The 23,220-nt window shown below is 73.6% G+C and carries 19 protein-coding genes; 10 read left to right on the plus strand and 9 right to left on the minus strand.

Annotation, left to right across the window (positions count from 1 at the left end; translation table 11 throughout):
- Positions 1 to 9: 9 nt before the first annotated feature.
- The 3 genes from QYM41_RS12425 to QYM41_RS12435 are packed head-to-tail and all read right to left on the minus strand — an operon-like array spanning position 10 to position 2,851.
- Complete coding sequence (locus QYM41_RS12425) at positions 10 to 1,317, minus strand: TRAP transporter large permease (protein ID WP_368800074.1); 1,308 nt, start codon at positions 1,315 to 1,317, stop codon at positions 10 to 12.
- Positions 1,314 to 1,847 (minus strand): TRAP transporter small permease, encoded by a 534-nt coding sequence (locus QYM41_RS12430; protein ID WP_368800075.1) that lies wholly within the window; start codon positions 1,845 to 1,847, stop codon positions 1,314 to 1,316. Before QYM41_RS12430 ends, QYM41_RS12425 begins: the two co-directional genes overlap by 4 nt.
- A complete protein-coding gene (locus QYM41_RS12435) occupies positions 1,847 to 2,851 on the minus strand; it encodes a TRAP transporter substrate-binding protein (RefSeq protein ID WP_368800076.1) in 1,005 nt (334 codons plus the stop codon). The genes QYM41_RS12430 and QYM41_RS12435 overlap by 1 nt, the downstream gene beginning before the upstream one ends.
- 156 nt (positions 2,852 to 3,007) lie before the next feature.
- Here QYM41_RS12435 and QYM41_RS12440 point away from each other — a divergent pair, with 156 nt between their 5' ends.
- From QYM41_RS12440 to QYM41_RS12470, 7 genes are all read left to right on the plus strand, one after another.
- Positions 3,008 to 4,033, plus strand: coding sequence for a zinc-dependent alcohol dehydrogenase (locus tag QYM41_RS12440; RefSeq protein WP_368800077.1), 1,026 nt, complete (start codon positions 3,008 to 3,010; stop codon positions 4,031 to 4,033).
- Positions 4,030 to 4,785, plus strand: coding sequence for an SDR family oxidoreductase (locus QYM41_RS12445; RefSeq protein ID WP_368800078.1), 756 nt, complete (start codon positions 4,030 to 4,032; stop codon positions 4,783 to 4,785). The genes QYM41_RS12440 and QYM41_RS12445 overlap by 4 nt, the downstream gene beginning before the upstream one ends.
- On the plus strand, positions 4,782 to 5,417 hold the full coding sequence (locus QYM41_RS12450; protein WP_368800079.1) for a bifunctional 4-hydroxy-2-oxoglutarate aldolase/2-dehydro-3-deoxy-phosphogluconate aldolase: 636 nt from the start codon (positions 4,782 to 4,784) through the stop codon (positions 5,415 to 5,417). The genes QYM41_RS12445 and QYM41_RS12450 overlap by 4 nt, the downstream gene beginning before the upstream one ends.
- Entirely contained in the window at positions 5,414 to 6,355 is a 942-nt protein-coding gene (locus QYM41_RS12455) for a sugar kinase (protein WP_368800080.1), read from the plus strand. Before QYM41_RS12450 ends, QYM41_RS12455 begins: the two co-directional genes overlap by 4 nt.
- A 274-nt stretch (positions 6,356 to 6,629) precedes the next feature.
- Positions 6,630 to 7,769, plus strand: a complete 1,140-nt coding sequence (locus QYM41_RS12460) for a metallophosphoesterase family protein (protein WP_368800081.1) — start codon at positions 6,630 to 6,632, stop codon at positions 7,767 to 7,769.
- Complete coding sequence (locus tag QYM41_RS12465; protein ID WP_368800082.1) at positions 7,766 to 10,396, plus strand: AAA family ATPase; 2,631 nt, start codon at positions 7,766 to 7,768, stop codon at positions 10,394 to 10,396. The genes QYM41_RS12460 and QYM41_RS12465 overlap by 4 nt, the downstream gene beginning before the upstream one ends.
- 177 nt (positions 10,397 to 10,573) lie before the next feature.
- The gene (locus QYM41_RS12470; RefSeq protein WP_368800083.1) at positions 10,574 to 12,358 is read left to right on the plus strand and encodes an RCC1 domain-containing protein; all 1,785 of its coding nucleotides are present in this window, start codon (positions 10,574 to 10,576) and stop codon (positions 12,356 to 12,358) included.
- Between the two features lie 40 nt (positions 12,359 to 12,398).
- Here QYM41_RS12470 and QYM41_RS12475 read toward each other — a convergent pair whose 3' ends face one another.
- Together QYM41_RS12475 and QYM41_RS12480 are read right to left on the minus strand one after the other, a co-directional pair.
- Positions 12,399 to 12,938, minus strand: a complete 540-nt coding sequence (locus QYM41_RS12475) for an FCD domain-containing protein (protein WP_368800084.1) — start codon at positions 12,936 to 12,938, stop codon at positions 12,399 to 12,401.
- A 147-nt stretch (positions 12,939 to 13,085) separates the two neighbouring features.
- Complete coding sequence (locus QYM41_RS12480) at positions 13,086 to 13,655, minus strand: dihydrofolate reductase family protein (protein WP_368800085.1); 570 nt, start codon at positions 13,653 to 13,655, stop codon at positions 13,086 to 13,088.
- Positions 13,656 to 13,989: 334 nt separating this feature from the next.
- Between QYM41_RS12480 and QYM41_RS12485 the strand changes: the two genes are divergently transcribed.
- Positions 13,990 to 14,538: a hypothetical protein gene (locus QYM41_RS12485; RefSeq protein ID WP_368800086.1), complete on the plus strand. Its 549-nt coding sequence runs from the start codon at positions 13,990 to 13,992 to the stop codon at positions 14,536 to 14,538.
- Here the strand turns inward: QYM41_RS12485 and QYM41_RS12490 are convergent.
- Together QYM41_RS12490 and QYM41_RS12495 are read right to left on the minus strand one after the other, a co-directional pair.
- Positions 14,533 to 15,750, minus strand: a complete 1,218-nt coding sequence (locus tag QYM41_RS12490) for an MFS transporter (RefSeq protein ID WP_368800087.1) — start codon at positions 15,748 to 15,750, stop codon at positions 14,533 to 14,535. The two genes, QYM41_RS12485 and QYM41_RS12490, sit on opposite strands and share 6 nt — an antisense overlap.
- A gap of 167 nt (positions 15,751 to 15,917) precedes the next feature.
- A complete protein-coding gene (locus QYM41_RS12495; RefSeq protein WP_368800088.1) occupies positions 15,918 to 16,589 on the minus strand; it encodes a DNA alkylation repair protein in 672 nt (223 codons plus the stop codon).
- Positions 16,590 to 16,862: 273 nt separating this feature from the next.
- On the opposite strand from QYM41_RS12495, the gene QYM41_RS12500 reads away from it, so the two are divergent.
- Positions 16,863 to 18,212: an alkaline phosphatase PhoX gene (locus tag QYM41_RS12500; RefSeq protein ID WP_368800089.1), complete on the plus strand. Its 1,350-nt coding sequence runs from the start codon at positions 16,863 to 16,865 to the stop codon at positions 18,210 to 18,212.
- Between the two features lie 135 nt (positions 18,213 to 18,347).
- Positions 18,348 to 19,256: a CPBP family glutamic-type intramembrane protease gene (locus QYM41_RS12505; protein WP_368800090.1), complete on the plus strand. Its 909-nt coding sequence runs from the start codon at positions 18,348 to 18,350 to the stop codon at positions 19,254 to 19,256.
- A gap of 254 nt (positions 19,257 to 19,510) precedes the next feature.
- Here QYM41_RS12505 and QYM41_RS12510 read toward each other — a convergent pair whose 3' ends face one another.
- Positions 19,511 to 22,756, minus strand: coding sequence for a DEAD/DEAH box helicase (locus QYM41_RS12510; protein ID WP_368800091.1), 3,246 nt, complete (start codon positions 22,754 to 22,756; stop codon positions 19,511 to 19,513).
- 92 nt (positions 22,757 to 22,848) lie between these two features.
- On the minus strand, positions 22,849 to 23,049 hold the full coding sequence (locus QYM41_RS12515; RefSeq protein ID WP_368800092.1) for a helix-turn-helix transcriptional regulator: 201 nt from the start codon (positions 23,047 to 23,049) through the stop codon (positions 22,849 to 22,851).
- Positions 23,050 to 23,220 lie beyond the last annotated feature (171 nt).

The raw sequence follows: 23,220 nt of genomic DNA on the forward strand, positions 1-23,220 counted from the left end.
CGGTGGGGGTCAGAGCAGGCCCATGAGGCCCGGGAGCCACAGGGACAGCTGGGGGACGAAGACGATGACGAACAGCAGCGCGACCAGCACGAGCAGGAACGGCACCAGTTTGACGATGACCGGCTCGAGCTTCATCTTCGCGACCTGGGCGCCGACGAAGAGCACGGGCGCCGAGGGCGGTGAGATGACCGCGATCGAGAGGTTGAAGACCATCACGATGCCGAAGTGCACCGGGTCGATGCCGTAGGACACGGCGATGGGCAGGAAGATCGGCGTGAAGATCAGGATCGCCGGCGTCGGGTCGAGCGGAATGCCGATCAGCAGCAGCACGAGCATCATGATCAGCAGCACGACGACCTTCGAGTCGGTCCACCCGAACAGCGACTCGGCGATCAGCTGCGGCAGCCGGGCGTAGGTCATGACGTAGGACATGATCGTCGAGACCGCGATCAGGAAGATCACGATCGCGCTCGTCCGGGTGGCGTCGAACAGCACGTGCGGCAGGTCCTTGACCGCGATGGTGCGGTAGAGGAACGAGAGCAGCAGCGAGTAGACCACGGCCACGGCCGAGCCCTCGGTCGGCGTGAAGAAGCCGACCACGATGCCCCCGATCGCCACCACGATCAGGCCGAGGGACGGGAGCGCACGCCACAGCGTGGCCAGGAGCACCGAGAGCTCGGGCCACGGCTCGCCCCGCAGCTCGGGGTGCCGGCGCGCGTAGACGAAGCCGACGGCCCCGCAGGCCAGTGCCCACAGGAACCCCGGGACGTAGCCGGCCACGAACAGCGCGCCGATCGACGTGCCACCGGCGGCGAGCGAGTACACGATGAGGGTGTTGCTCGGCGGGATCAGCATGCCGGCCGGAGCCGAGGCGATGTTCGCCGCCGCGCTGAAGGCCCGGTCGTAGCCCGACCGTCGCTGCATCGGGGACATGGTGGCGCCGATGGCCGCCGCACTGGCCACGGCGGAGCCGGAGACGGAGCCGAAGATCGCGTTGGCGATCACGTTGGTCTGCACCAGCGGCGCGGGGGTGCGCCCCACCAGCACGCGGGCGAGGTTGATCAGCCGCTCCGCGATCCCGCCGGTGTTCATGATCACGCCGGCGAGGACGAAGAACGGGATGGCGAGCAGCGCGAACGAGTCGACCCCGCCGACCATCTGCTGTGCAGCGGTGATCGCACCCCGGTCGAAGTCGACGATCAGCAGCATGCACAGCGCCGACGGCAGACCGATGGAGATGGAGACGGGTGCGCCGACCGCCAGCAGCAGCACGAGACCGCCGATCAGGATCGCACTGATGGTGCCGGGATCGATCACAGCGCCGCCGCCTCGAGGTCTTCGTCGACACCCACGTGCCCCTGGTAGCCGGGGAAGAAGGTGCCCACGAGGTGGATCGTCAGGTAGACGGTCAGCAGCGCTCCGGAGACCGGCAGGGCGAGGTAGAGCTGGCCCTGCGTGAGGGGCAGCAGCGGATTCTGCTGCCCCCATGCCAGGACCGACTGCTGGAAGCCGCCGAAGACCATCACGTACAGCACGAAGGCGAGCGTCGAGAGGTACGCGACGACGTCGGCGCCGCGCTGGACGGCGACCGGCAGACGTTCGACGAGGAAGTCCATGATGACGTCGGCCTTCTCCCCGACCGCGATCGCGATGCCGATCAGGCTGACCCACACGAAGGTGTGCCGCGCCGCCTCCTCGGACCAGGCGCTCGGCTGGCCGAGCACGAGGCGGGTGAAGACCTGCCACGCCACCAGCAGCACCAGCAGCGCGAAGAGGCTGACGCAGATGCCGCGGAGCGCACCGTCCAGCCAGGCCCGCGCGGTGGTCATGAGTTCCCTGGTGGCCATCAGCCGCGCGCCGCCTCGATCGCGTCGTAGACCGAGCGGGCGAGGTCACTGGTGACGCTCTCCTCGTGGAGCGGCTGCACGGCGTCGCGGAACACCTCGACGTCGACGTCGTTGAACTGCGCGCCGGCCTCCTCCGCGGCCGCGGTGGCCTCGTCGACCGCCGTGCCGAACAGCTCCAGCTCGGTGTCGACCGACGCCGTGAGCAGCTCCTCGAACACCGCTCGGTCCTCCTCCGGAATGCCTTCCCACACGCCCGGGTTCGAGACCAGGTAGTCGGGCATCATGAGGTGCTCGGTGCGCGAGTAGTACGGGGCGATCTCGTCGTGCGAGAGCGAGGAGTAGATGAGCTCGTTGTTCTCCGCACCGTCGAGCACGCCCGACTGGATCGCGGTGTAGACCTCGCCCTGGGCCATCGGCGTGCCCACGCCGCCCATGAGCTCCATCATGCGCACGTTCGTGTCCGAGCCGATGACACGGATCTTCTGCCCCGAGAGGTCCGCGGGCGTCTCGACCGGGCCCTCGCTCGAGTACACGTTGCGCACCCCACCGTGGTAGGCGGTGAGCACCTGGATGTCGTCGTCGATCAGGGTGTCGTAGAGCTCCCCGACGACCTCGCGGTCGTTGAGCACCGAGAGCTGGTGCTCGGGCGACTCGTAGAGGTAGGGCAGGTTCACGGTCGAGAAGTCCGGCTCGAAGTTCTCCAGCAGCGGTCCCGCCACGACCGCGAAGTCGATGGTGCCCGACTGCACCTGCTCGATGGTGGCCGCCTGGTCGCCCAGCGTCTCGTCGGTGTAGAGCTCGAGCGCGTACCGGCCCTCGGTGCGGGCCTCGAGCTCGTCCGAGAGCTCGGTGAGCGCCTGCGCCTGCGGGTGGTCGATGTCCTGGTTGAAGGCGACACGGAAGACCGTCTGCGCGCCGTCTCCCGCCTCCGCGGAGCAGGACGCCAGTCCCGCCGTCATGACCGCTGCGACGCCCATCGTGCCCAGCATCCGTCGTCCCTGCATGAGTTCCTCCTCGGTGAGTCGCCGTGACGACGTGATTTGCGCCACTGGCGGGGTCAGGGGCTACTCTAACCAGACAGAACCGAGTTGCGCCACACGGAACTTCAAACAGAACTGAGTTTCACAATGTGGCGGACCGGCCTCACGAAGGAGACGGCAGTGCGAGCAGCGAGATACATCGGCGGCGGGCGGATCGAGGTCGGCGGCGCCGAACCCCAGCGGCCCGGACCGGGCGAGGTGACCATCCGCGTCGCCTACAACGGCATCTGCGGAACCGACCTGCACATCGTGCAGGGGCACATGGACGCGCGGGTCGCGACCCCGGTCGTGATCGGGCACGAGATGAGCGGAGTCGTCGACGCGGTCGGTGACGACGTCGACACCCTGGAGGTCGGCCGGCCCGTCACCGTGATGCCGCTGCGCTGGTGCGGCGAGTGCGCCTCCTGCCGCGCCGGGCACCAGCACATCTGCCAGCGGCTGGACTTCGTCGGCATCGACTCCCCCGGCGCGCTCCAGGAGCAGTGGACCGTGCCCGCGTCGCTCGTGGTGCCGCTGCCCGAGGGCGTCTCCCTCCAGCACGCCGCGCTCGTCGAGCCGCTCGCCGTCGCGGTGCACGACGTGCGTCGTTCGCGGCTGACGGCGGGCGAGACGGCCGTGGTCATCGGCGGCGGACCCATCGGCCAGCTCATCGCCGTGGTCGCCCGCGCGGCCGGCGCCGAGGTGGTCCTCGCCGAGCCGGACGCCGCCCGCCGGGCGTTCGCCGCCCAGCAGGGCGCCGTCGTCGTCGACCCCCTCGGCGAGGACCTCTCCGCGGTCGTCGCGGAGCGCACCGCCGGCGCCGGCGCCGACGTGGTCTTCGAGGTAGCCGGCACCCGCGGCACCGCGCTCGAGGCCACGCGCCACGCCCGCACCCGCGGCCGCGTCGTGTTCGTCGCGATCCACCCGGAACCGGTGCCGGTCGACCTGCACCGGGTCTTCTGGCGGGAGCTCGAGGTCCTCGGCGCCCGTGTCTACGAGCGCGAGGACTTCGAGCGCGCCGTCGGCCTGCTCGCCGAGGGCGCCGTGCCCGCCGACGCGCTGATCACCCGCGTCGTGCCGCTCGAGGAGACGATGACCGCCTTCGACGCCCTGCTGTCGGCGGCGGCCATGAAGATCCTGGTCGACGTGCAGGGAGGCACCCGATGAGCATCTCCCTCGACCTGACCGGCACGACGGCCGTCGTCACCGGCGCCCGCCGCGGCATCGGCTTCGCCATGGCCGAGGCGCTCGCCCTGGCCGGCGCCGACATCATCGCCGCCTCCGCCCGCCAGGAGCCCGACGGCGGCGCCATCGGCGCCCGCGTGCGCGAGCTCGGCCGGGCCTTCGAGGGGCACGCCGTGGATCTCAGCGACCGGGAGGCCGTCCGGGCCTTCGGCGAGGCCGTGCGGGACCGTGCCGACATCCTGGTGAACAATGCGGGCACCATCCGCCGCGCGCCCGCCGCCGAGCACCCCCTGGAGTGGTGGGACGAGGTGCTGGACGTGAACCTGCGCAACCAGTTCGTCCTCACCCAGGTCATCGGCGCCTCGATGGTCGAGCGCGGGGCAGGCCGCATCATCTTCACGGCCAGCCTCCTGAGCTTCCAGGGCGGCATCAACGTGCCCGGCTACACCGCCGCGAAGTCCGGCATCACCGGCCTGGTGAAGGCGCTCAGCAACGAGTGGTCGGCGCACGGGGTGACCGTCAACGCCATCGCGCCCGGCTACATCGCCACCGACAACACCGCGGCGCTGCGCGCGGACGAGGACCGCTCGCAGGCGATCCTCGAGCGCATCCCCGCCGGCCGGTGGGGACGGCCGGCGGACCTGCAGGGGGCCACCGCGTTCCTCGCGAGTCCGGCCGCCGCCTACGTCACGGGCGTGACACTGCCCGTCGACGGCGGTTGGATGGCACGATGAGCGACCTCACCGGAACCCACCCCCCGATCCTCGGCGGCGTCGTGCCGCTGGCGACTGTCCGCGACGCCGCCGCCGCCGACACGATCGCCGACGGGCTGGTGGGCGGCGGCCTGCCGGTCCTCGAGGTCGCGCTGCGCAACGACTACGGCCTGGCGGCGATCGAGCGGATCGCCGCCAGGGGGGACGTGGTGGTCGGCGCCGGCACCGTGCTGAGCGTTGAGCAGCTGCGGCGCAGCATCGACAGGGGCGCGTCGTTCGTCGTCGCACCGGGGCTCGACGAGGTGGTGGTCGAGGCCGCCCTCTCCGCCGGAGTGCCCGTGCTGCCCGGCATCATGACACCGAGCGACGTCCAGCGCGGGATCCGCCTCGGGCTCGACCGGCTGAAGCTCTTCCCGGCGGGGGTCGCCGGCGGGCTGGCGCTCATCGGTGCGCTGGCACCCGTCTTCCCCGGCATCGGCTTTATGCCCAGCGGCGGGGTGAACCCGGCGAACCTCGCCGAGTACCTCGCCCACCCGGCCGTCTTCGCCGCCAGCGGTTCGTGGATCGCCTCGGACGAGCGGGTCGCGGCCGGGACCGGTGCGATCGAGGCGGCCGTGCGCGAGGCGGTCGAGGTCCAGGAGTCGGTGGCATGAGCGTCATCACCCTCGGAGAGTCCCTCGGGCTGCTCGTCGCCTCCCGGATCGGCCGCCTCGAGCTCGTGCCGTCGATGGACCTGGGATTCGGCGGCGCGGAGAGCAACGTCGCCATCGGTCTCGCCCGCCTCGGCGTGCCCGTGACCTGGGTGGGCCGGCTCGGTGACGACGCTCTGGGCCGGCTCGTCGAGCGCCAGCTGCGCGCCGAAGGGGTCGAGCCGGTCGTCACCCGAGATCCGGACGCCCTTACCGGACTCATGCTCAAGGAGCGTCCGACGGCCGGTGCCAGCGCCATCAGCTACTACCGTGCCGGAAGCGCGGGCTCCCGCATCGAACCCGCGGACCTCGACCTCGACCGCTTCCGAGCCGCACGCGTGCTCCACCTGACCGGCATCACCGCCGCCGTCAGCGAGTCCGCCCGCCGCGCCCTCGACGCGGCGATCGACGCGGCGCACCGGGCGGGCGTGCTCATCTCCTTCGACGTCAACCACCGCTCACGGTTGTGGGGCGCCGAGCAGGCGGTGCCCGTCTACCGCTCGCTCGCCGCCCGCGCCGACCTCGTCTTCGCGGGCGAGGACGAGGCGGAGCTCCTGACCGGCGAGCGCGGCCTGACCGCGCAGGCGGAGGCCGTCGCCGCGATGGGGCCGGCGCAGGTCGTCGTGAAGCGCGGTGCGGACGGCGCCGTGGGCTTCGAGGACGGCGAGCGGGCCGAGGTGCCGGCGTTCGCGGTGCAGGCCGTCGACACCGTCGGCGCCGGCGACGCCTTCGTCGCCGGCTACCTCGCCGAGCTGATCGCCGGCGAGCCGCTGCCGGAGCGGCTCCGCACGGCCGCCGCGTGCGGGGCCGTCGCCTGCACCGCGCCGGGCGACTGGGAGGCCGCGCCGGACCGCGGCGCGATCGCGCGCCTGCTCGGCGCCGGTGACCCGGTGCAGCGCTGATCGCACGCCGGGGAGGCGACGGCCCGCCCGTCGCCTCCCCGGCGTCCGGGGGCGACTCGCGCCCGCTCGGACCGGCGGACGACGGCGCTTCCGTCCGCGAACTCACCGCTTCCGCCCGAGACGTGCGCACAACAGCCCGCATTCCGGGGACTCCCGGTGAGTTCGGCAGCAGGGCGGACCGGGGTGCCGGGGCCTGCGGTGTCCGCCGGTGCCGATAGCGTGGCAGAGGAGCCGCACCCCCAGGACAGCACCCCCGACCGCACGAGGAGCCTCGATGACGAGCATCCGTTTCCTCCACACGAGCGACTGGCAGCTGGGCATGACCCGGCACTACCTCGAGGGCGAGGCCCAGTCCCGGTACACGGGCGACCGGGTCGAGACGATCCGCCGCATCGGGGAGCTGGCCCGCGCCCGGGACTGCGCGTTCGTGCTGGTGGCCGGCGACGTCTTCGAGCACGCCAACCTGAGCCGGCGGGACGTGGGGCGCGCCCTGGACGCCATGGGCTCGGTGCAGCTGCCGGTGTACCTGCTGCCCGGCAACCACGACCCCCTCGGACCGGGATCCCTCTACGCCCAGGAGGCCTTCCGCGGCCTGCAGCCGGACAACGTGATCCTCCTGGACGAGGTGGGCCCCTGGTCCGTCGCCGAGGGCGTGGAGCTGGTGGCCGCGCCCTGGCGCAGCAAGCGGCCCGACTCCGACCCCGTGGCCCCGGCCCTTGAGGGCCTGACCGCGGACGGCACCCTGCGCATCGTGGTGGGCCACGGAATGCTCGACGAGCTCGACCCCGACCGCACCTCCCAGGTCACCGTGCGCCGCGCGCCCCTGGACGAGGCGCTGGCCAGTGGGCTGATCCACTACGTGGCGCTGGGCGACCGGCACATCCGCTGGCCCGAGGACGACCGCGGGGCGATCCACTACTCCGGCACCCACGAGTCCACGGGCTTCCGCGAGCCCGGCCGCGGACACGTCCTCGAGGTGGCGCTGGACGGCTCCGACGCCCGGGTCACCTCCCACGAGGTGGGGCGGTGGGAGCACCGGGTGCTCGAACGCCATCTCGACGGCGCCGGCGACGTCGAGGCGCTGCGGACCGAGCTCGCCGCGCTCAGCCCGAAGGAGCGGATCATCCTCAAGACCGTGTTCACCGGCATCCTGAACCTGTCCGAGTCCGCGGAGCTGGACCGGCTGCTCGAGCAGCAGGCCGAGGTCTTCGCGAGTCTCAACGCCTGGGAGCGGCACACCGACCTCGCGGTCGTCCCGGACCAGCACGAGTTCGAGGACCTCGACGTCGGCGGGTACGCCGCCGACGCCGTGACCGAGCTGCGCGAGCTGGCCGCCTCCGACTCCGAGGACGCGCCCGCCGCCGGGGACGCCCTCAGACTCCTGTACCGCCTCGTGGGAGGAGCTGTCCGATGAAGCTGCACCGTCTCAGGCTGGAGAACTTCCGCGGCGTGACCGCCCGCGAGGTCGAGTTCCCCGACAGCGGGGTCGTGGTGCTGACCGGCCGCAACGAGATCGGCAAGACCTCGATGATCGACGCCCTGGACGCGCTGATCGAGCTGCCGGACAGCAGCCGGCACAAGAAGATCGCCGAGGCGAAGCCCGCCGGACGGGACGTGCCCGTCCTCGTGGAGGCGGAGTTCTCGATCGGGCCCACCCGGGTCGTCTACACCAAGCAGTGGCTGAAGCGGCCGTCCACGACCCTCCGGCACGTCGGCGGGGAGGGCCGCACGCTCACCGGCCGCGAGGCCCACGACGCCGCCGAGCAGCTGTGGGCCGGGGCCGACACCGCGCTGTGGAAGGCCCTGCGCTTCATGCAGGCCGGCGGGCTGACCCAGAACGCCCTCACCGACAGCGCGGCGCTGCGCCGGGCCCTGGAGTGCCACGCCGGCCAGGCCCAGGGCGACGACCGCGAGGTCGCCTCCCTCCTGGAGCGCGTGCGCGCCGAGTGCGACAAGTACTGGACCTCGACGCGGAAGAAGAACGCCCGGTTCGTCCAGGCCGAGACGGACTGCCGTGCGGCCGAGGCCGCCGCCGCGGAGACCGCCGAGGAGCTCCGGGGCATCACGGTGGTCGAGGAGGAGCTGGCGGAGCTCACCGAGGAGATCGCCGCCACCGGCCGGAAGCTCGGCACCGCCCGCGCGGAGAAGACGGAGCTGGACCGGGCCGCCGGGGAGATCGAGGCCGTCCAGCGGCAGCGGCAGGAGGCGCAGCGCCGCCGCGACGCCGCCCGGGCCGAGCTGGACCGGGCTCGCGAGCGCTCCGCCCGCCGCGCGGAGCTCGTGGCCGCGCTCGCCGCCGACGAGGAGCGCAGCACGGCGCTCGCCGGGGAACTGCTGGCCTGCGAGCAGGAGCTCGCCCCGGTGCACGAGCACGCCGAGGCGGCCGAGGAGCGCCGGGCCGCGGCCCAGGCCGCGGTGCAGGAGGCCCGCGCCGCCCACCGGTCCGCGCGGGAGGACCGGGAGCACCTCGACGACGTCGAGCGCCACCGCCGCACCGCCGAGATCCTGGACTCGCTCGAGGCGGTCCGGGCGCAGCTGGCCGAGCTGGGTTCCCGTCCCGGCACCGAGATCGACGAGGAGATCGTCGACGAGCTCGAGCGGGCCGAGCGCGCGGCGGAGACGGCCGAGGCGGAGCTGGCGGCCGGCAGCGCCCGGGTGGAGCTCACCGCGCTGGGCCGCGCGCGCCCGATCGTGCGCGGCGGCGGGACCGAGGAGGTCGGCCCGGAGGAGCCGTGGTCCGTGCCGGTGACGGACGAGGTCGAGGTCGAGATCCCCGGCGAGTGGCGGGTGCGGGTCCTCCCGGAGCAGGGCATCGAGACCCGCCGGGACGCCGCCCGCACCGCCCGCGAGCGGTGCACCGCGCTGCTGGCGCGGCACGGCGTCGGGTCGGTCGCCGAGGCCCGCGCGCAGTGGCGCGCGGCCCAGGAGCTGGCGCAGCAGGTGCGCGAGGCCGCGGCCCAGCGCGACCTCCTGCTCGGGGGCGAGGACGAGAGCCGCCTGCGGGACGACCGGGACCGCCTCGCCGCCGCGATCGAGCAGTACGGCGGCCGGCGCGACGACGAGGTGCCGCTGCCGGCGAGCGCGGCCGCCGCCCAGGAGGCGGTGGAGGCCGCCGAGGCCGCCCTCACCGAGGCCGAGGACGCCGTGCACCGCGCCGAGGCGGCCGCCGAGGCGGCCCGGTCCGCCCTGCAGTCCGCCCAGGCCACGCTGCACTCCCTCCAGGGCGCCGCGCTCGAGCAGGAGCGAGCCCTCACCGCCGGCAGGGCCCGGCTCGAGGACGCCCGCCGGGAGGTGCCGGACGAGGACCTGGACCGTGCCGCCGCCGCGGCGGCCGAGGCGCTCGCCACGGTCCAGGAGGAGATCGAGGCCCACGAGGCCGCCCTCGCCGGACTCGACGCCGACCGGGTGCTCGGGGACCGGCAGCACGTCGCGGACGAGATCGAGGGGCTCGAGACGCTGCTGGCCGAGCGGCGCAGCCGCCACAACTCCCTGCAGGGCCGGCTCGAGGGCATGGGCCGGGACCGGGTGCAGCTGGCCCACGACCAGGCCGGGACGCGGCTCGAGGCGGCCCGGCGCCACCTCGCCGGGGTCGAACGACGGGCGGAGGCCGCCCTGCTCCTGGAACGGACCCTGCTGGAGCACCGCGAGCGCGCCCACGCCCAGTACGTCCAGCCGTTCCGCACCGAGGTGGAGCAGCTGGGCAGGGCGGTCTACGGACCGGACTTCGAGGTCCTGGTGAGCGGGTCCCTGGAGGTCGAGCAGCGCAAGCTCCACGGCGACTGGCTCCCGTTCGCCGCCCTGTCCACGGGCGCCAAGGAGCAGCTGGTGATCCTCATCCGGCTCGCCACCGCCCTGCTCGTGGACCCGGAGGACGGCGTGCCGGTGCTGCTCGACGACGCCCTGGGCCACTCCGATCCGCAGCGGCTCCGCCGGCTGGCCTCGGCCATCACCACCGCCGGGGAGCGGACCCAGGTGATCGTGCTGACCTCGAACCCCGAGCGCTTCGTGAACCTGCGGGAGGCCCACCGCATCGAGATGTGAGTCCGGCCGGAACCGCCACGAGTCGGGCGCTCGGGGTCCCGGCCCCACCGGTGCGTTCCCGGGCGCCTCCGTCACACAGGGACGGCCGGAGGCACGGCTCGCTATGATTTGCATCAGTACTCGCCGGCCTCGCAGCACGTCCGCGGTCGGTGCCCCTGCCGGCAAGGAGTCGCGGACATGCTCCGTCCCGGATTTCGCCTCTTCCGCTCGATCCTCGGTGTGCTGGTGGCCCTGCTGCTGCTGGGCACCGCCGGTCTCGCCCAGGCCGGCACGGCTCCGGTGCGCGCCCAGGCGCCGCCGGGGGCTCCGCAGGCCGTCCCGCTGACGGTGCCGCAGGCCGAGCACGGCGGGACGGTCCCCTTCGCGAACGTGCCCACCGGCCACGGCTTCTACGAGGAGATCTCCTGGCTGGCCCAGACCGGGATCTCCACCGGCTGGTCCGGACCCGACGGCACCCGGCTCTTCCGCCCCTACCAGCCCGTGCTGCGCGACCAGATGGCCGCCTTCCTCCACCGCACGGCCGGCTCCCCGGCCATCGACGCACCGGCGACCTCACCGTTCGCGGACGTGCCCACCAGCCACGGCTTCTACGAGGAGATCTCCTGGCTGGCCCAGACCGGGATCTCCACCGGCTGGTCCGGACCCGACGGCACCCGGCTCTTCCGCCCCTACCAGCCCGTGCTGCGCGACCAGATGGCCGCCTTCCTCCACCGCCTCGACCCGCTCCTGCCGGGCCGGGACGTCCCGACCGCTGAACTCGGCGCTGGCTACGAGGCGGCCTACGCCGTCCGGACCGACGGCACCGTCTGGGCCTGGGGCGGCAACTACGCCGGTCAGCTGGGCAACGACACCACGACGAACTCCTCTTTCCCCGTCCAGGTCGCCGGACTCTCCGACGTCGAGAGCCTGGCCACGGGCGGTGCCTCCGTGTTCGCCCTCACGGCCGACGGCGCGGTCTGGGCGTGGGGCGGCAACCACGCCGGGCAGCTCGGGATCGGTACCATGGCGGGCTCCCCCGCCCGGGTCAGCGTCCCCGTCCGGGTCACAGGGCTTCCCGACGTCGAGAGCCTCGCGACGGACGGACGCTCCTCGTATGCGGTGACCACGGACGGAGCGGTCTGGGCCTGGGGCTCGAATGCCTTCGGCGAGCTGGGCGACGGCACCACGACGAACTCCTCCGTCCCGGTCCGGATCGCCGGGCTTCCCCCGGTCGAGAGCCTGGCGACGAGCGGTGCCTCCGCGTACGCCCTGACCACGGACGGAACGGTCTGGGCCTGGGGCTATAACAGGAGCGGTGAACTGGGGAACGGCACCACGACGAACTCCTCCGTCCCGGTCCGGATCGCCGGACTTTCCGGGGTCGAGAGCCTCGCGACGGGCGGTTCTTCGGTCTATGCGCTCCGCTCGGACGGCACGGTCCGGGCCTGGGGCGGCAACCACGCCGGGCAGCTGGGGAACGGCACCACGACGGGCTCCTCCGTCCCCGTCCAGGTGACCGGGCTCTCCGGGGTCGAGAGCCTCGCGGCAGGCCTCGCCTTCGCGCAGGCACTGACGGAGGACGGCACGGTCCGGGCCTGGGGCGGCAACTACGCCGGGCAGCTGGGGGACGGCACCACGACGAACTCCTCCGTCCCGGTCCGGGTCACCGGGCTCTCCCAGGTCGAGAACTTCGCGGTGAACGGCTCGTCCGCGTACGCGGTCACGGCGGACGGCACGGCCTGGGCCTGGGGTCTGAACGGCTTCGGGCAGCTCGGGAACGGCACCACGACGAACTCGTCCGTCCCGGTGCAGGTCGCCGGCCTCCCCCCGGTCCGGGAGCTCGAGCCGATGCACCTGGCCGCGCACGCGCTCACGCAGGACGGCACGGTCTGGGCCTGGGGCCGGAACCAGGTGGGGCAGCTGGGCACCGGCACCACGGCGGACTCCCCCGTCCCGGCCCGGGTGAGCCGGATCAACGGCTGATCGGAAGAGTGCGGCGCACCGCCCGCCGGGCGGCGGCGCGTCACGCGGATCCGGAGGAGTCCCCCACCGGATGAGCCTCCAGGAGCCCCACGAACATGGTCCGGTGCAACCGGTCCACGTGCTCTTGGGAGATCCGCACGGCCGCTGCGCAGTCGCGGGCGGCCAGCGCCCGGACCAGCCCGATGTGGTCGTGGTTCGACACGTGCAGCTGCTCGATCGGATAAGGAATGAAGTAGCCGTACAGCTGCTCGAGCACCTTCAGGTACTCCGCCGTGGCCGTCCCTATGGCGGCGACCTCAGCAACGGAGCGGTGGAACTCGTCGTCGGCCTGGTGGTAGGCGGACCAGCTCTGCGCCTCTGCCATGCGGCGGGTCAGCTCGTCGAGATGCTGGACCTGCTCGTGCGTGGCCCGCAGGGCGGCGAAGTGCGCCAGGGCGCACTCCATGAGCATGCGGCGATCGATGAGGCCGTGCACCTCCACGGTCTCCGCCGCCGGGATCACCAGCCGGCGCAGCGCCTCGGTGTTGGGGGGATCCGCGACGAATGTTCCTCCGGAGCGTCCGCGTCGCCTGACCAGCACCCCTCCGATCCGCAGCGGCTCCGCCGGCTCGCCTCAGCCATCACCACCGCCGGGGAGCGGACCCAGGTGATCGTGCTGACCTCGAACCCCGAGCGCTTCGTGAACCTGCGGGAGGCCCACCGGATCGAGATGTGAGCCGCCCCGGGGTCAGGAGGCCGGTCCTCCGCTCGGGGACGCCATCGGCCCCACCACGCTGTAGGTCGCGCAGACGAACGCGCGGTTGCGGGCCACGTCCGTCAGCTCCAGGTCGAAGCGGCGGGGGAACAGGGGGCGGCCGGCGCCAAGGGTGACCGGCGCGATGGAGACCATCAGCTGGTCCAGGAGTCCGGCCTCGGCGAACTGGGCGGCCAGGTCGCCGCCGCCGACAACCCAGATGTCCTTCCCGCCGGCGGCCTCCGCGAGGGCGGCGTGGATCGGTGCCACCTCCCCCTGGGCGAAGCGGAGGTCCGCTCCGGGGATGCCCGGCAGCTCCGCGTGGGTGACCACCCAGGTGGGCATGTCGTAGGGCCAGTCCTCGCCGGAGGCCTGCAGGTGCGCGCGGACCCACTCGTAGGTGGTGCGGCCCATCACGACCGCCCCGACCCCGGCGATGAACTCGTCGTAGCGGTGCGGGCCCTCAGGATCGGAGTCCTGCCGGAACAGCCACTCCAGGGAGTCCCGTTCGTCGGCGAGGTAACCGTCCAGGGTGGTGGCGGTGTAGAAGACGGTGCGGGTCATCGGAGGCCTCCTGTGCGTCGCGGCCACCGCTCGGACGGACCGCCGGATCCGGCGCTGCCTCGGCCGGCACGGATGTGCGGAGCACCCGGCCATGGGACGGACGACCGGCCGAGCCGGCGCCGACGGCCCCGCGGCACGGGGATCCCTGCCGTGGCCGGTGCCCGAGCGGCTGCTCACCCTCCATCATCGTCGGTCGCCGGTGCCGCACAAGTGCTCCTCGGCCACCCGGCCCTCCCACCGGCCCGGGCGGAGACACATCCGGCCCGCCCGCCCCTGGTCGTCGTCGATGTGAGGTGACGCACATAGAATCGACACCGACGACGTGAGGGGTGACATGAGCATCGAGGACGAGCACCGCCCCCGGGACGCCGCACAGAGCACGAGACGGCAGGAGCCCGGCCGCGGGACCCCACCGGTGTCCGGAGCCCACGAGGCAGCGCTGCAACTGGCCCTGGACGAGGTCCGGAAGGTCGGGGTCGAGGCGAGCGAGCTGCTGCGCCGAGAAGGCCTGAAGCCGGCCAGGCTCGTGCACGTCCCCCGCGACGCCCGCTCCTACCCCCTGATCGGCCACGCGCTCTCCCGGGTGGCGTGCGGCTACGGGTGGCACGTCGTCCGCGGGCTGGTCGTCGGCACGGACGGCCGGCTGTGGGCGCGCCGACGGGAACACGGCGCCACCCCGCAGCAGGACCTGGGCGCGTGGCGGCTGGACGTCGAGCCGCCCGGTGACGGACTCGAGCTGCCTCCGCCCGTGCAGTTCGACGGGACCTCCCTGCACACCCTGCGGAGGATCTCCGAGCACGAGTGCCTGAAGGTCGACCTCATCGACCGCCTCATGGACGGCTACGCGCGCCTGCTCATCTACCACCACCGCCGGAGGTCATGAGCGGCGCGAGCGGTTCCGGAGCAGGCCCAGGAGCACGACCACGGCCAGCAGCAGCACCATGGCCGCGTAGCCCACGGCCGTGGGCACCAGGCCCGCGGCACCCGCGACGGCCCCGGCCGCCACGGCCGGGATGCTGTGCGAGAGATAGCTGACCACGTAGATCGCCGAGAGCAGCCCCGCCCGCTCGTGCGGTGCCGCCTGCGGCAGGAGCAGGCGCAGCACCCCGAGGAAGCCGGTCCCGAAGCCGACGCCGGCCAGCACCGTCGCCGCGAGATACAGGCCCACGGACCCGACGGCGAGCGCCGCGATGGTGGCGGCCATGCCTGCCACCAGGACGCTCATGCCCACGGCGAGAACCCGCCGGGGTGCGGTCGAGCCGAAGCAGAGGATCGCGATCCCGCCGGTGCCCGTCAGGGCCGCGACCACCACGCCGGTGAGCACCACGGAGTCCGCCCCGGTCAGCGAGCGCACCAGGCTGGGGCCCAGGGAGATGATCAGCCCGCCCAGGGACCAGCACGCGGCCGCGGCGGGCAGCACCCACACTGCCGAGGACCGCACGTCCGGCGGGAAGGAGACGCGCGGGCGCAACGAGGCCAGCGCCCCGGGGACCCGCTCCACGGTCTCGGGGCCGAGCGCTGTGCCGACGACCTGCAGCAGCAGCAGTCCCAGCAGCACCAGGTAGACGGCGTCGATCATCCCCGGGGCGGCCGCGACGATGAGGCTCGAGGCCACCGCTCCCCCGGCCAGGCCCAGGATCGGCCCCGCCCCGGTGAGCACGGTGCCCAGCCCCCGGCGACCCTCCGGCTCGAGCTCGATCACGTAGGCGCCGAGGGCGCCGGTGGCGGTGCCGGTCGCCACGCCCTGGACCAGGCGGGCGGCCACCAGGGTGGCCTCGCTGTCGGCGGCCACGAACACGACCATCGCGGCGATCTCCAGGACGAGGGCGGCCAGCAGCACCGGACGGCGCCCCAGGTGGTCGGACAGCGACCCCACCGTGAGCAACGCGGTCAGCAGGGCCACCACGTACGCGGCGAAGATGACGGTCAGCACGACCGGCGGGAAGTCCCACAGCTCCTGGTACAGCGGGTACAGCGGACTCGGCGCGCTGGACGCGGCCAGCAGCACCACGAGCACGGACGCCTGCACCCAGAAGGCCGCACGGGCGGAGAGTGCGGGACGGCGGCGCGGTGCGGCACCGGGGACGGAGGGCATGCGGACCTTTCGGGACGGACCGGGAACGACGCGACGTGGTCGCGTCCACCTCACGGTAGCCGCATCTCGGGGACTCCCGTCCCATCGGTCGTGAGCGGCTGCGCCGCCGGCGCCGCCCCGCAGGACCGCGCCCTCCGCCGCACGTGCGGCACGGGCACGGCCCCGATCTAGGCTTCGCCGCGGCGGCGGACGATCTCGGTGATCCAGACGGGCGCGAACGGAGACGTGCAGTTCGGCGGCGTCGGATAGTCCTTGAGCACCTCCAGGCGCTCCCCGATCTCGAGGGCCCGGGCCCGGTGCTCGGGGTGCTCGATCCCGATCTGCGCCAGGCACGAGTTCATCGCCCACTGCAGGCGGTCCGGGGCGTCCCGCATCTCCGCCTCGATGACGTCGAGCAGGCCCGCGAGGTCGAGGCCCTCGGGCCGCTTCGCCACGCGCTCGGTGGTCAGTGCCCAGCCGGCGCTCGCCACCACAGGGTCGGGATCGGCGAACCACGCCAGGCGCAGCTCCTCGGCGTGCGGGCCCTTCCGCACCACGTAGTTCACGTGCCAGTCCTGCACCTTGGGGGTGCGCGCCTCGCGGATCATGGCGTCCAGCTCGTCCCGCTCGAACGCCTTCGGGCGGCAGATCAGCAGCGCCAGCAGCCGCGCCGCGGTGTCCCCGGTCTCCCAGAGCCGGCGGGCAAGGTCCTGCTGCGTTCCCAGCCGCTTGGCGACCGCCCGCAGCTTCGTGAGGTTCACCCCGTGGTCGTCGCCGTGCCGCTCGTTCACCGCGCGCACCCTCGGGTCCTCGAGGGCGGCCAGCTCGGCCAGCACGTCCTCCACCGTCGTCCCGGCCACCTCGGCCTCCTGTCCGTCTCGGGTGCGTCCCAGCCTACGAGGGACGCGACGCCGGCGAGCGCTCCCGGCGTCGTCGGCCGTCCCGGGCGTGGCACGCGGTCCGCGGGCCACGAGGCCACCGCGCCGCACCACAACAGTCCGCGTTCACGAACGCGAAGGAAGCCGCCACGTCCCCGACGCACGGCATTCACGGCGTGCTGGCCCGCTGTTCGGATTCCCCTGGTGGGCTCGGTCGACGGAAGCACCCCCGACCCCCGTGAGGACAGCACCGAGATGACGACAGCACAGACCCCGACGACGGCACCGGTAGGACGCCGAGGACTCCTGAAGGCCGGCGGGGCGATGGGCGCCGCCGCCGCCCTGGCCGCGCTGATGGGCAACACCGCCCACGCCGCCCAGGGGCGGGCGCGCGGCGACGACACCATGCAGGCGCCGGACAACGGCGGCTACGGCCCGTTCCAGCCCGCTCCGGGCGGCGAGCTGCTGCTGCCGGCCGGCTTCTCCTACGTGGCCTTCGGCCACACCGGCACCCCCATGAGCGACGGCACGCCGACGCCGGGCAAGCACGACGGCATGGCCGCGTTCGACGGCGGGAACGGCATGATCCACCTGGTGCGCAACCACGAGCAGGCCGAGGGACCGGCCTTCGGCGCGCGCAGCTACGACCCGAACGCCGCCGGCGGCACCACCAACCTGGTCTTCGACCCCGCCGCCATGGCGCTGGTCAGCACCTGGCCGTCCCTGACCGGCACCATCCGCAACTGCGCCGGCGGCCCCACACCGGCGGGCACGTGGCTGACCTGCGAGGAGACGTTCACCGGCCTGGACGTGGCGCACCCGCACGGCTACGTGTTCGAGGTCCCCGCCGACGCCACCACGCCGGTGGACCCGGTGCCGCTCAAGGCCATGGGCCGGTTCACCCACGAGGCCGTCGCGATCGACCCGAGGACCGGCATCGTCTACGAGACGGAGGACCGCGGAACCTCGGGGTTCTACCGGTTCCTCCCGAACGACCGGGACCGGCTGGCCGCCGGCGGGACCCTGCAGATGCTGGCCGTGAAGGACCAGCCGCAGTACGACACCCGCTACAGCCAGCGCGTCGGCAAGCCGCTGCCGGTCGAATGGGTCGACATCGCCGATCCGGACCCGGACAGCACCGACACCCTCGCCGTGTTCAAGCAGGGCCACCGGCAGGGCGGCGCGGTCTTCGCCCGGCTCGAGGGCGCCTGGTACGGCGACGGGTCGATCTACATCAACTCCACCAGCGGCGGCGACGCCGGTCTCGGCCAGGTGTGGGAGTACCGGCCCCGCGGGAACTCCGGCGGCCAGTTGGTGCTGGTCTACGAGTCGACCGACCCGGAGGTGCTGCAGGCCCCGGACAACCTGTGCGTGTCCCCGAACACCGGTGGTCTGGTGCTGTGCGAGGACGGCGGCGGCAAGGACCTGCTGCGCGGGGTCACCACCGAGGGGCGGATCTTCGACGTGGCGGAGCTGAACTCGCCCAACACCAGTGAGCTGGCCGGCGCCACGTTCAGCCCGGACGGCCGGTTCCTGTTCTTCAACGTGCAGAGCCCCGGCATCACCTACGCCGTCACCGGCCCCTGGGAGAAGGGCGCGCTGTAGCGCGACCGTCGACACACACGCGTCTCTCCGGGTCCGCCCTTGCCACCGCCCCACCGGGCGCGCACTGTGAGAGGGACGTCCGAGGGCGCGCGGCGGCAGGTCGGCGTCCGGCAGCAGGCCGGAGGAGGACACTCCATGGCCCATCGACCCGATCCGTCCCGCGCGTCCCGGGAAGGTTCCCCGGTTCGGAGCGGTTCCCCGGCCGCGCGCCACCCCGCGACGGTGTTCCTGCTCCTGGCCCTGGGCCTGGGCTGGGCGGCGCTGACGGTCCCCCTGCTCGCCGGCCTGCCGATGGAGCCGTTCCTGCTGGTCATGACGTACGTCGCCCTGCTGGGCTCGGCCCTGCTGGCCACCCGCCTGGCGGACGGGCCAGGCGGCGTCCGGCGGCTGCTGGGACGGGCCTTCGCGTGGCGCTTCGGCGCCGGGCGCTGGGCCGTGGTCCTGTTGGGCATGCCTGTGCTCACCCTGGCCCTGGCGGCGGCCACCGGGTCCCTGCGCACCCCGCCGGCCGGCTGGGCGGCCGAGGCGGGGTGGTACCTGTTCAACACCCTCGTCTTCGGGGCGCTGGTGCTGAACCTGTGGGAGGAGACAGCCTGGGGCGGGTTCCTCCAGTCCCGGCTCACCGCCCGGCACGGCCTGGTGGTCGCGGCGGCCCTCACCGCGCTGCCCTTCGCGGCGGTCCACCTGCCCCTGTACCTGGCCGAGGGGTGGAGCGGAGAGACCGCCCGGAACCTCGCGCTGCTCGTCCTGCTCGCGCCCGTCTACCGGTACCTGCTGGGCATGCACCTGCTCGACACCGGCGGCAGCGTGCTGGCCATCGGGATCCAGCACGCCGCCTGGAACGCCGCGGGCAGTCTCGGGGCGGTGGAGGGCGAGTGGCAGGTCATCGTGGCGGTGCTCCTGCTCACGCTCCTGGTCGCGCTGGAGCGGCGCCTCCGGGGCCGCGGCACCCGGCCCCTGGGCCGGGACGCCGAGCGGCGGGCGGCCGCCGCTCGGACGGACCCGGGCGGACCCGGCCCGCCGGCCGCCGGCGACGGCGCGTGAGGGAACGCGGTGGCGTCGGAGAACCGTGGATCCGGGCAGCGGCAGGACTGCTCACCCTCGGCAGGGCGGGACCTTCCGGAGCGGCTCCGTCAGGAAGGAGGGCCGCACCGGCCGGACGGTGTCAGGCGCAGCCGCGCACACCGTCCCGTTCGGTGGCATCGTCCGACGACGTCGCCCGTCCCGCAGGCCGCTCACCCCGAACGGCCCGGTCTGCCGCCACGGTCGGGGCCGTCGTGTCTCCCCGGCCGTTTGCGCTACGGCGCCAGCAGCTCCTTGATGTCCGCCGCGCTCAGCGGCGCGGACAGCTCCCCGCCCTCGTCGACGACCTTGTCGAACAGGTCGCGCTTGCGGTCCTGCAGCTCGACGACCTTCTCTTCGATGGTCTCATCGGCCACGAGCCGGTAGACCATGACGGTCTTGTCCTGCCCGATCCGGTGGGTCCGGTCGACGGCCTGCGCCTCCGCGGCGGGGTTCCACCAGGGGTCGAGGATGAAGCAGTAGTCCGCCTCGGTGAGGTTCAGCCCGAACCCGCCCGCCTTGAGGCTGATGAGGAACACCGGCGCCGTGCCGGCCTTGAACTCCTCGATGCGCCGGGACCGGTTGCGGGTGCGCCCGTCGAGGTAGACGTGGGTGATGCCCTCGGCGTCGAGCCGGTCGCGGACGGCCTTGAGGAAGCCGGTGAACTGGCTGAAGACCAGGGCGCGGTGCCCGCCGCCGACGACGTCCTGCAGCTGCTCGAGGAGGACGTCGGTCTTGCTCGAGCGCACCGCGGCGTACTGTTCGTCCACCAGGGCGGGGTCGAGGGCGAGCTGGCGCAGCAGGGTCAGGGACTTCAGGATCGTGAACCGGTTCCTGTCGACGTCGTCGAGCAGGCTCAGGACCTTCCGGCGCTCGCGCTGCAGGTGGGTCTGGTAGACCTTGGCGTGCCGCGGGTTGAGCGCGACGCCGAGCACCTGCTCCTGCTTGGGCGGCAGGTCGGCGGTGACCTGCTCCTTGGTGCGCCGGCGGATGAAGGGGCGGATCCGGCGGCGCAGCGTGCCGAGCAGCTCCGGGGCCTCGCCGTGTTCGATCGGCTTGCGGTAGGTCTCGGTGAAGTCCTTCGGGTCCGGGTACACCCCGGGTGCGGCGATCGACAGGAGCGACCACAGGTCCATGAGGCTGTTCTCGAGCGGCGTGCCGGTGATCGCGAGCTTGAAGGGCGCCGGGAGCCGCCGTGCGCACTGGTAGGTCTTGGCCTGGTGGTTCTTTACGAACTGGGCCTCGTCGAGCACGAGCCCGCTCCAGGTCAGCCCCTGGTAGGCCTGCTCGTCGATGCGGAACAAGGCGTAGGACGTGACGACGACGTCGGCTCCCGCCACGGTCTCCGCGAGCGCACGCCCGGCCTTGCGCTCCGTCCGCTCGACCGCGGACACGGCGAGGCCGGGTGCGAACCGGGCGGCCTCCTCGGCCCAGTTGCCCACCACCGACGTCGGGGCGACCACGAGCACCGGTGCGGGAAGCGTGCCGTTCTCCCGGGCGCGCAGGACGGCGGCGAGCGTCTGGACGGTCTTGCCCAGGCCCATGTCGTCGGCGAGGATCCCGCCGAGCCCGGCGTCCCAGAGGTAGGCGAGCCACCGGTAGCCCTCGAGCTGGTAGGGCCGCAGGGTGGCGGCCAGCCCGGCGGGCGGTGCGGGCGGGTCGGCGTCCTCCCCGGCGAGCAGGCGGCCGACGGCAGCGGACCACCGCTCGCTCTGCTCCTCGACGACGCCGAGCGAGGCGAGCTCCTCCCACAGCCCGGCCTGGTACGTGGTGACCCGCAGCCGGCCCGGCTCGCGGTCCGTCAGCAGCCGGGCCTCCTCGATGAGCCGCCGGAGCCGGTCCAGCTCGGGCCGGTCGATCGAGAACCACGTGCCGCTGTCGAGCACGAGGTGGCTGTCCTGGCGGGCGAGCGCGACGAAGAGCGGCTCGAACGGAATGTGCTCGCCGTCGATCTCGACCGTGACGCCGAGGTCGAACCAGTCGGCCTCCTCGGAGTCCGAGGCCGAGACCCGGATGACGGGTGCGGCCTCGGAGCGCCGGTACTCGACCGGATCTCCGACGACGTCGACGACGACGCCCTGCTCGCGCAGCGCGGGGACGCCCTCCTCGGTGAACACCGCGGCGTCGACCCCGCGCAGCCGGGCGGTGGGCGCCGGCACGGGCGAGCCGGGCTCGGCCCCGAGCGCGGCCCCGAGGCCGCCGGGCAGGGTGAGGCCGCGCAGCAGGGCCTGCTCCGCGGCACGGTCCCGCCCCGGCCCGCCGGCGGCGTCGAGCGGCACGGAGCGGACGGCGCCGTCGACGTCGTACCGGAAGGACCATGACAGGGCGAGCTCCTGGGGGCCGTCGTAGGACAGGGTGAGGCCCAGCCGGGGCGGGGCGATCTCGGGCAGCTCCACCGAGCCGTCGGGTGAGCGGACGGGCACGATCCGCACCAGCGCGGGGTAGTACTCGGCGAGGAAGCGGGCGACGTCCTCCCCGGGCACCTGCAGCGGCCCGGCGGCGAGCAGCGCGGAGGCCTGCCGGGTCAGCGGCCGTTGCAGCGGGGCGAGGACGAGCCCGGTCCCGGCGCGGGCGAGGACGACCCCGTGGGCCGGGTCGCCGACGAGGGAGGCGGAGGCGCCGTCCTCGTCCACGCCCGGGACGTGGACGGCGGGGGCGGCCGTCATGGCCTGGCCGTCCGCGGTCAGGTCCAGGGACAGGGACGCCGGTGCGTCGGCGAGGACGACGGGGCCGATCGCCCGCTTGGCCGGCACGAGCGGCACCCCCGCCTCGACGGCGCCGCGCAGCAGCGGCCACAGTGCCGGGCCGAACTCGTCGAGGAGGACGGCCGGCTCGCCGTAGTAGTACGCCGTCGACTGGTGGGCCTGGTACAGCGCGCGCAGGGCCTCGCGGTGGCCGGCGCTCTGCCCCCGCGCCCCGTAGGGGTAGGCCAGGTCACGCCAGCTGATCCCGGTCCGGATCCAGGCGGACTTCTTCCCCGGCACCACCGGGCGCAGCCGCACCCGCAGCGTCTCCGGGCGGCCGCGCCCGCCGGGCTCGGCCTCGACCTCGAACTGCAGCCCGATGGGCGTGCCCGTCGCCTTCTCCGGATCAGCCTCCTCGACGACGTCGGCGAGCCGCTGCTCCCAGGCGGGCGTGGCGGGTGCCGCGGTCCCGAGGTCCTCGAGCGCGGCGACCAGCACCGCGGCGACGTGCTTGCAGTTCACCGCCATCGGGCAGGTGCACCGCCCCGAGCTGGGCCGGGCGCCGCGGGCGTCGCCGACCTGCACCAGCGTCTGGTACGGCTGGCGCGCGGTACCGTCCACGGCGGCGAAGAGGATCCGGCGCCCGGGGTCGCTGGTCAGGAAGTGGACGCGCCCGGACCGGGCGTAGGCAGCGCCGCGGGCGAAGGTCTCGGTGCCGACGGCGGCGCGGACGGCCTCCGCATGCGGGAGGTCGGACCAGCGCCGGGGCTCGTCGATGGCGGAGCGGGTGGGAGCCACCGGACCAGGCTATCGCCCCGTGAGGTCCATGGCTGAGACCGTCTTCAGGGCCAGGGCGTCGGCGGCCACGGACCACAACCGGTGCAGGTCGGTCACTGCTCGACCGCCAGGCGCAGTCCGAACACGCCGGCCGCGGCGGCCACGGTTGTCAGCGCGGGATTGCCGGTGCCGGTCTCGATCGCCCGGACCGTCCGCTCGGAAGTGCCGGCCGGGTCGGCCAGGTCCTTCTGGGTCAGCCGGTCCTCCTTGCGGGCGGCACGGATCACTCTGCCCACCTCCTCGACGTCCCCCACGACCCTCCTCTGGCGGCAGCATCCTGCCGATGTGCTCCGGCGCTCTCCCATGGTGATTCACACGAGCGAAAATCGGCCATATCTTGCTGATCCGGCTCGCGTCCCTCTTCCACGGCACCACACGAGGCGAGAGCGGCACCTCCACCGGCCGGCACTCCGTCAACGGCTCCG

This window comes from Kocuria oxytropis, assembly GCF_040981195.1.
Classification (GTDB): Bacteria; Actinomycetota; Actinomycetes; order Actinomycetales; family Micrococcaceae; genus Kocuria; species Kocuria oxytropis.

Coding starts and splice junctions, on each gene's coding strand:
- QYM41_RS12430 (WP_368800075.1), bottom strand. CDS start 1,847: ATGGCCACCAGGGAACTCATGACCACCGCGCGGGCCTGGCTGGACGGT.
- QYM41_RS12435 (WP_368800076.1), bottom strand. CDS start 2,851: ATGCAGGGACGACGGATGCTGGGCACGATGGGCGTCGCAGCGGTCATG.
- QYM41_RS12445 (WP_368800078.1), top strand. CDS start 4,030: ATGAGCATCTCCCTCGACCTGACCGGCACGACGGCCGTCGTCACCGGC.
- QYM41_RS12450 (WP_368800079.1), top strand. CDS start 4,782: ATGAGCGACCTCACCGGAACCCACCCCCCGATCCTCGGCGGCGTCGTG.
- QYM41_RS12455 (WP_368800080.1), top strand. CDS start 5,414: ATGAGCGTCATCACCCTCGGAGAGTCCCTCGGGCTGCTCGTCGCCTCC.
- QYM41_RS12460 (WP_368800081.1), top strand. CDS start 6,630: ATGACGAGCATCCGTTTCCTCCACACGAGCGACTGGCAGCTGGGCATG.
- QYM41_RS12465 (WP_368800082.1), top strand. CDS start 7,766: ATGAAGCTGCACCGTCTCAGGCTGGAGAACTTCCGCGGCGTGACCGCC.
- QYM41_RS12470 (WP_368800083.1), top strand. CDS start 10,574: ATGCTCCGTCCCGGATTTCGCCTCTTCCGCTCGATCCTCGGTGTGCTG.
- QYM41_RS12480 (WP_368800085.1), bottom strand. CDS start 13,655: ATGACCCGCACCGTCTTCTACACCGCCACCACCCTGGACGGTTACCTC.
- QYM41_RS12485 (WP_368800086.1), top strand. CDS start 13,990: ATGAGCATCGAGGACGAGCACCGCCCCCGGGACGCCGCACAGAGCACG.
- QYM41_RS12490 (WP_368800087.1), bottom strand. CDS start 15,750: ATGCCCTCCGTCCCCGGTGCCGCACCGCGCCGCCGTCCCGCACTCTCC.
- QYM41_RS12500 (WP_368800089.1), top strand. CDS start 16,863: ATGACGACAGCACAGACCCCGACGACGGCACCGGTAGGACGCCGAGGA.
- QYM41_RS12505 (WP_368800090.1), top strand. CDS start 18,348: ATGGCCCATCGACCCGATCCGTCCCGCGCGTCCCGGGAAGGTTCCCCG.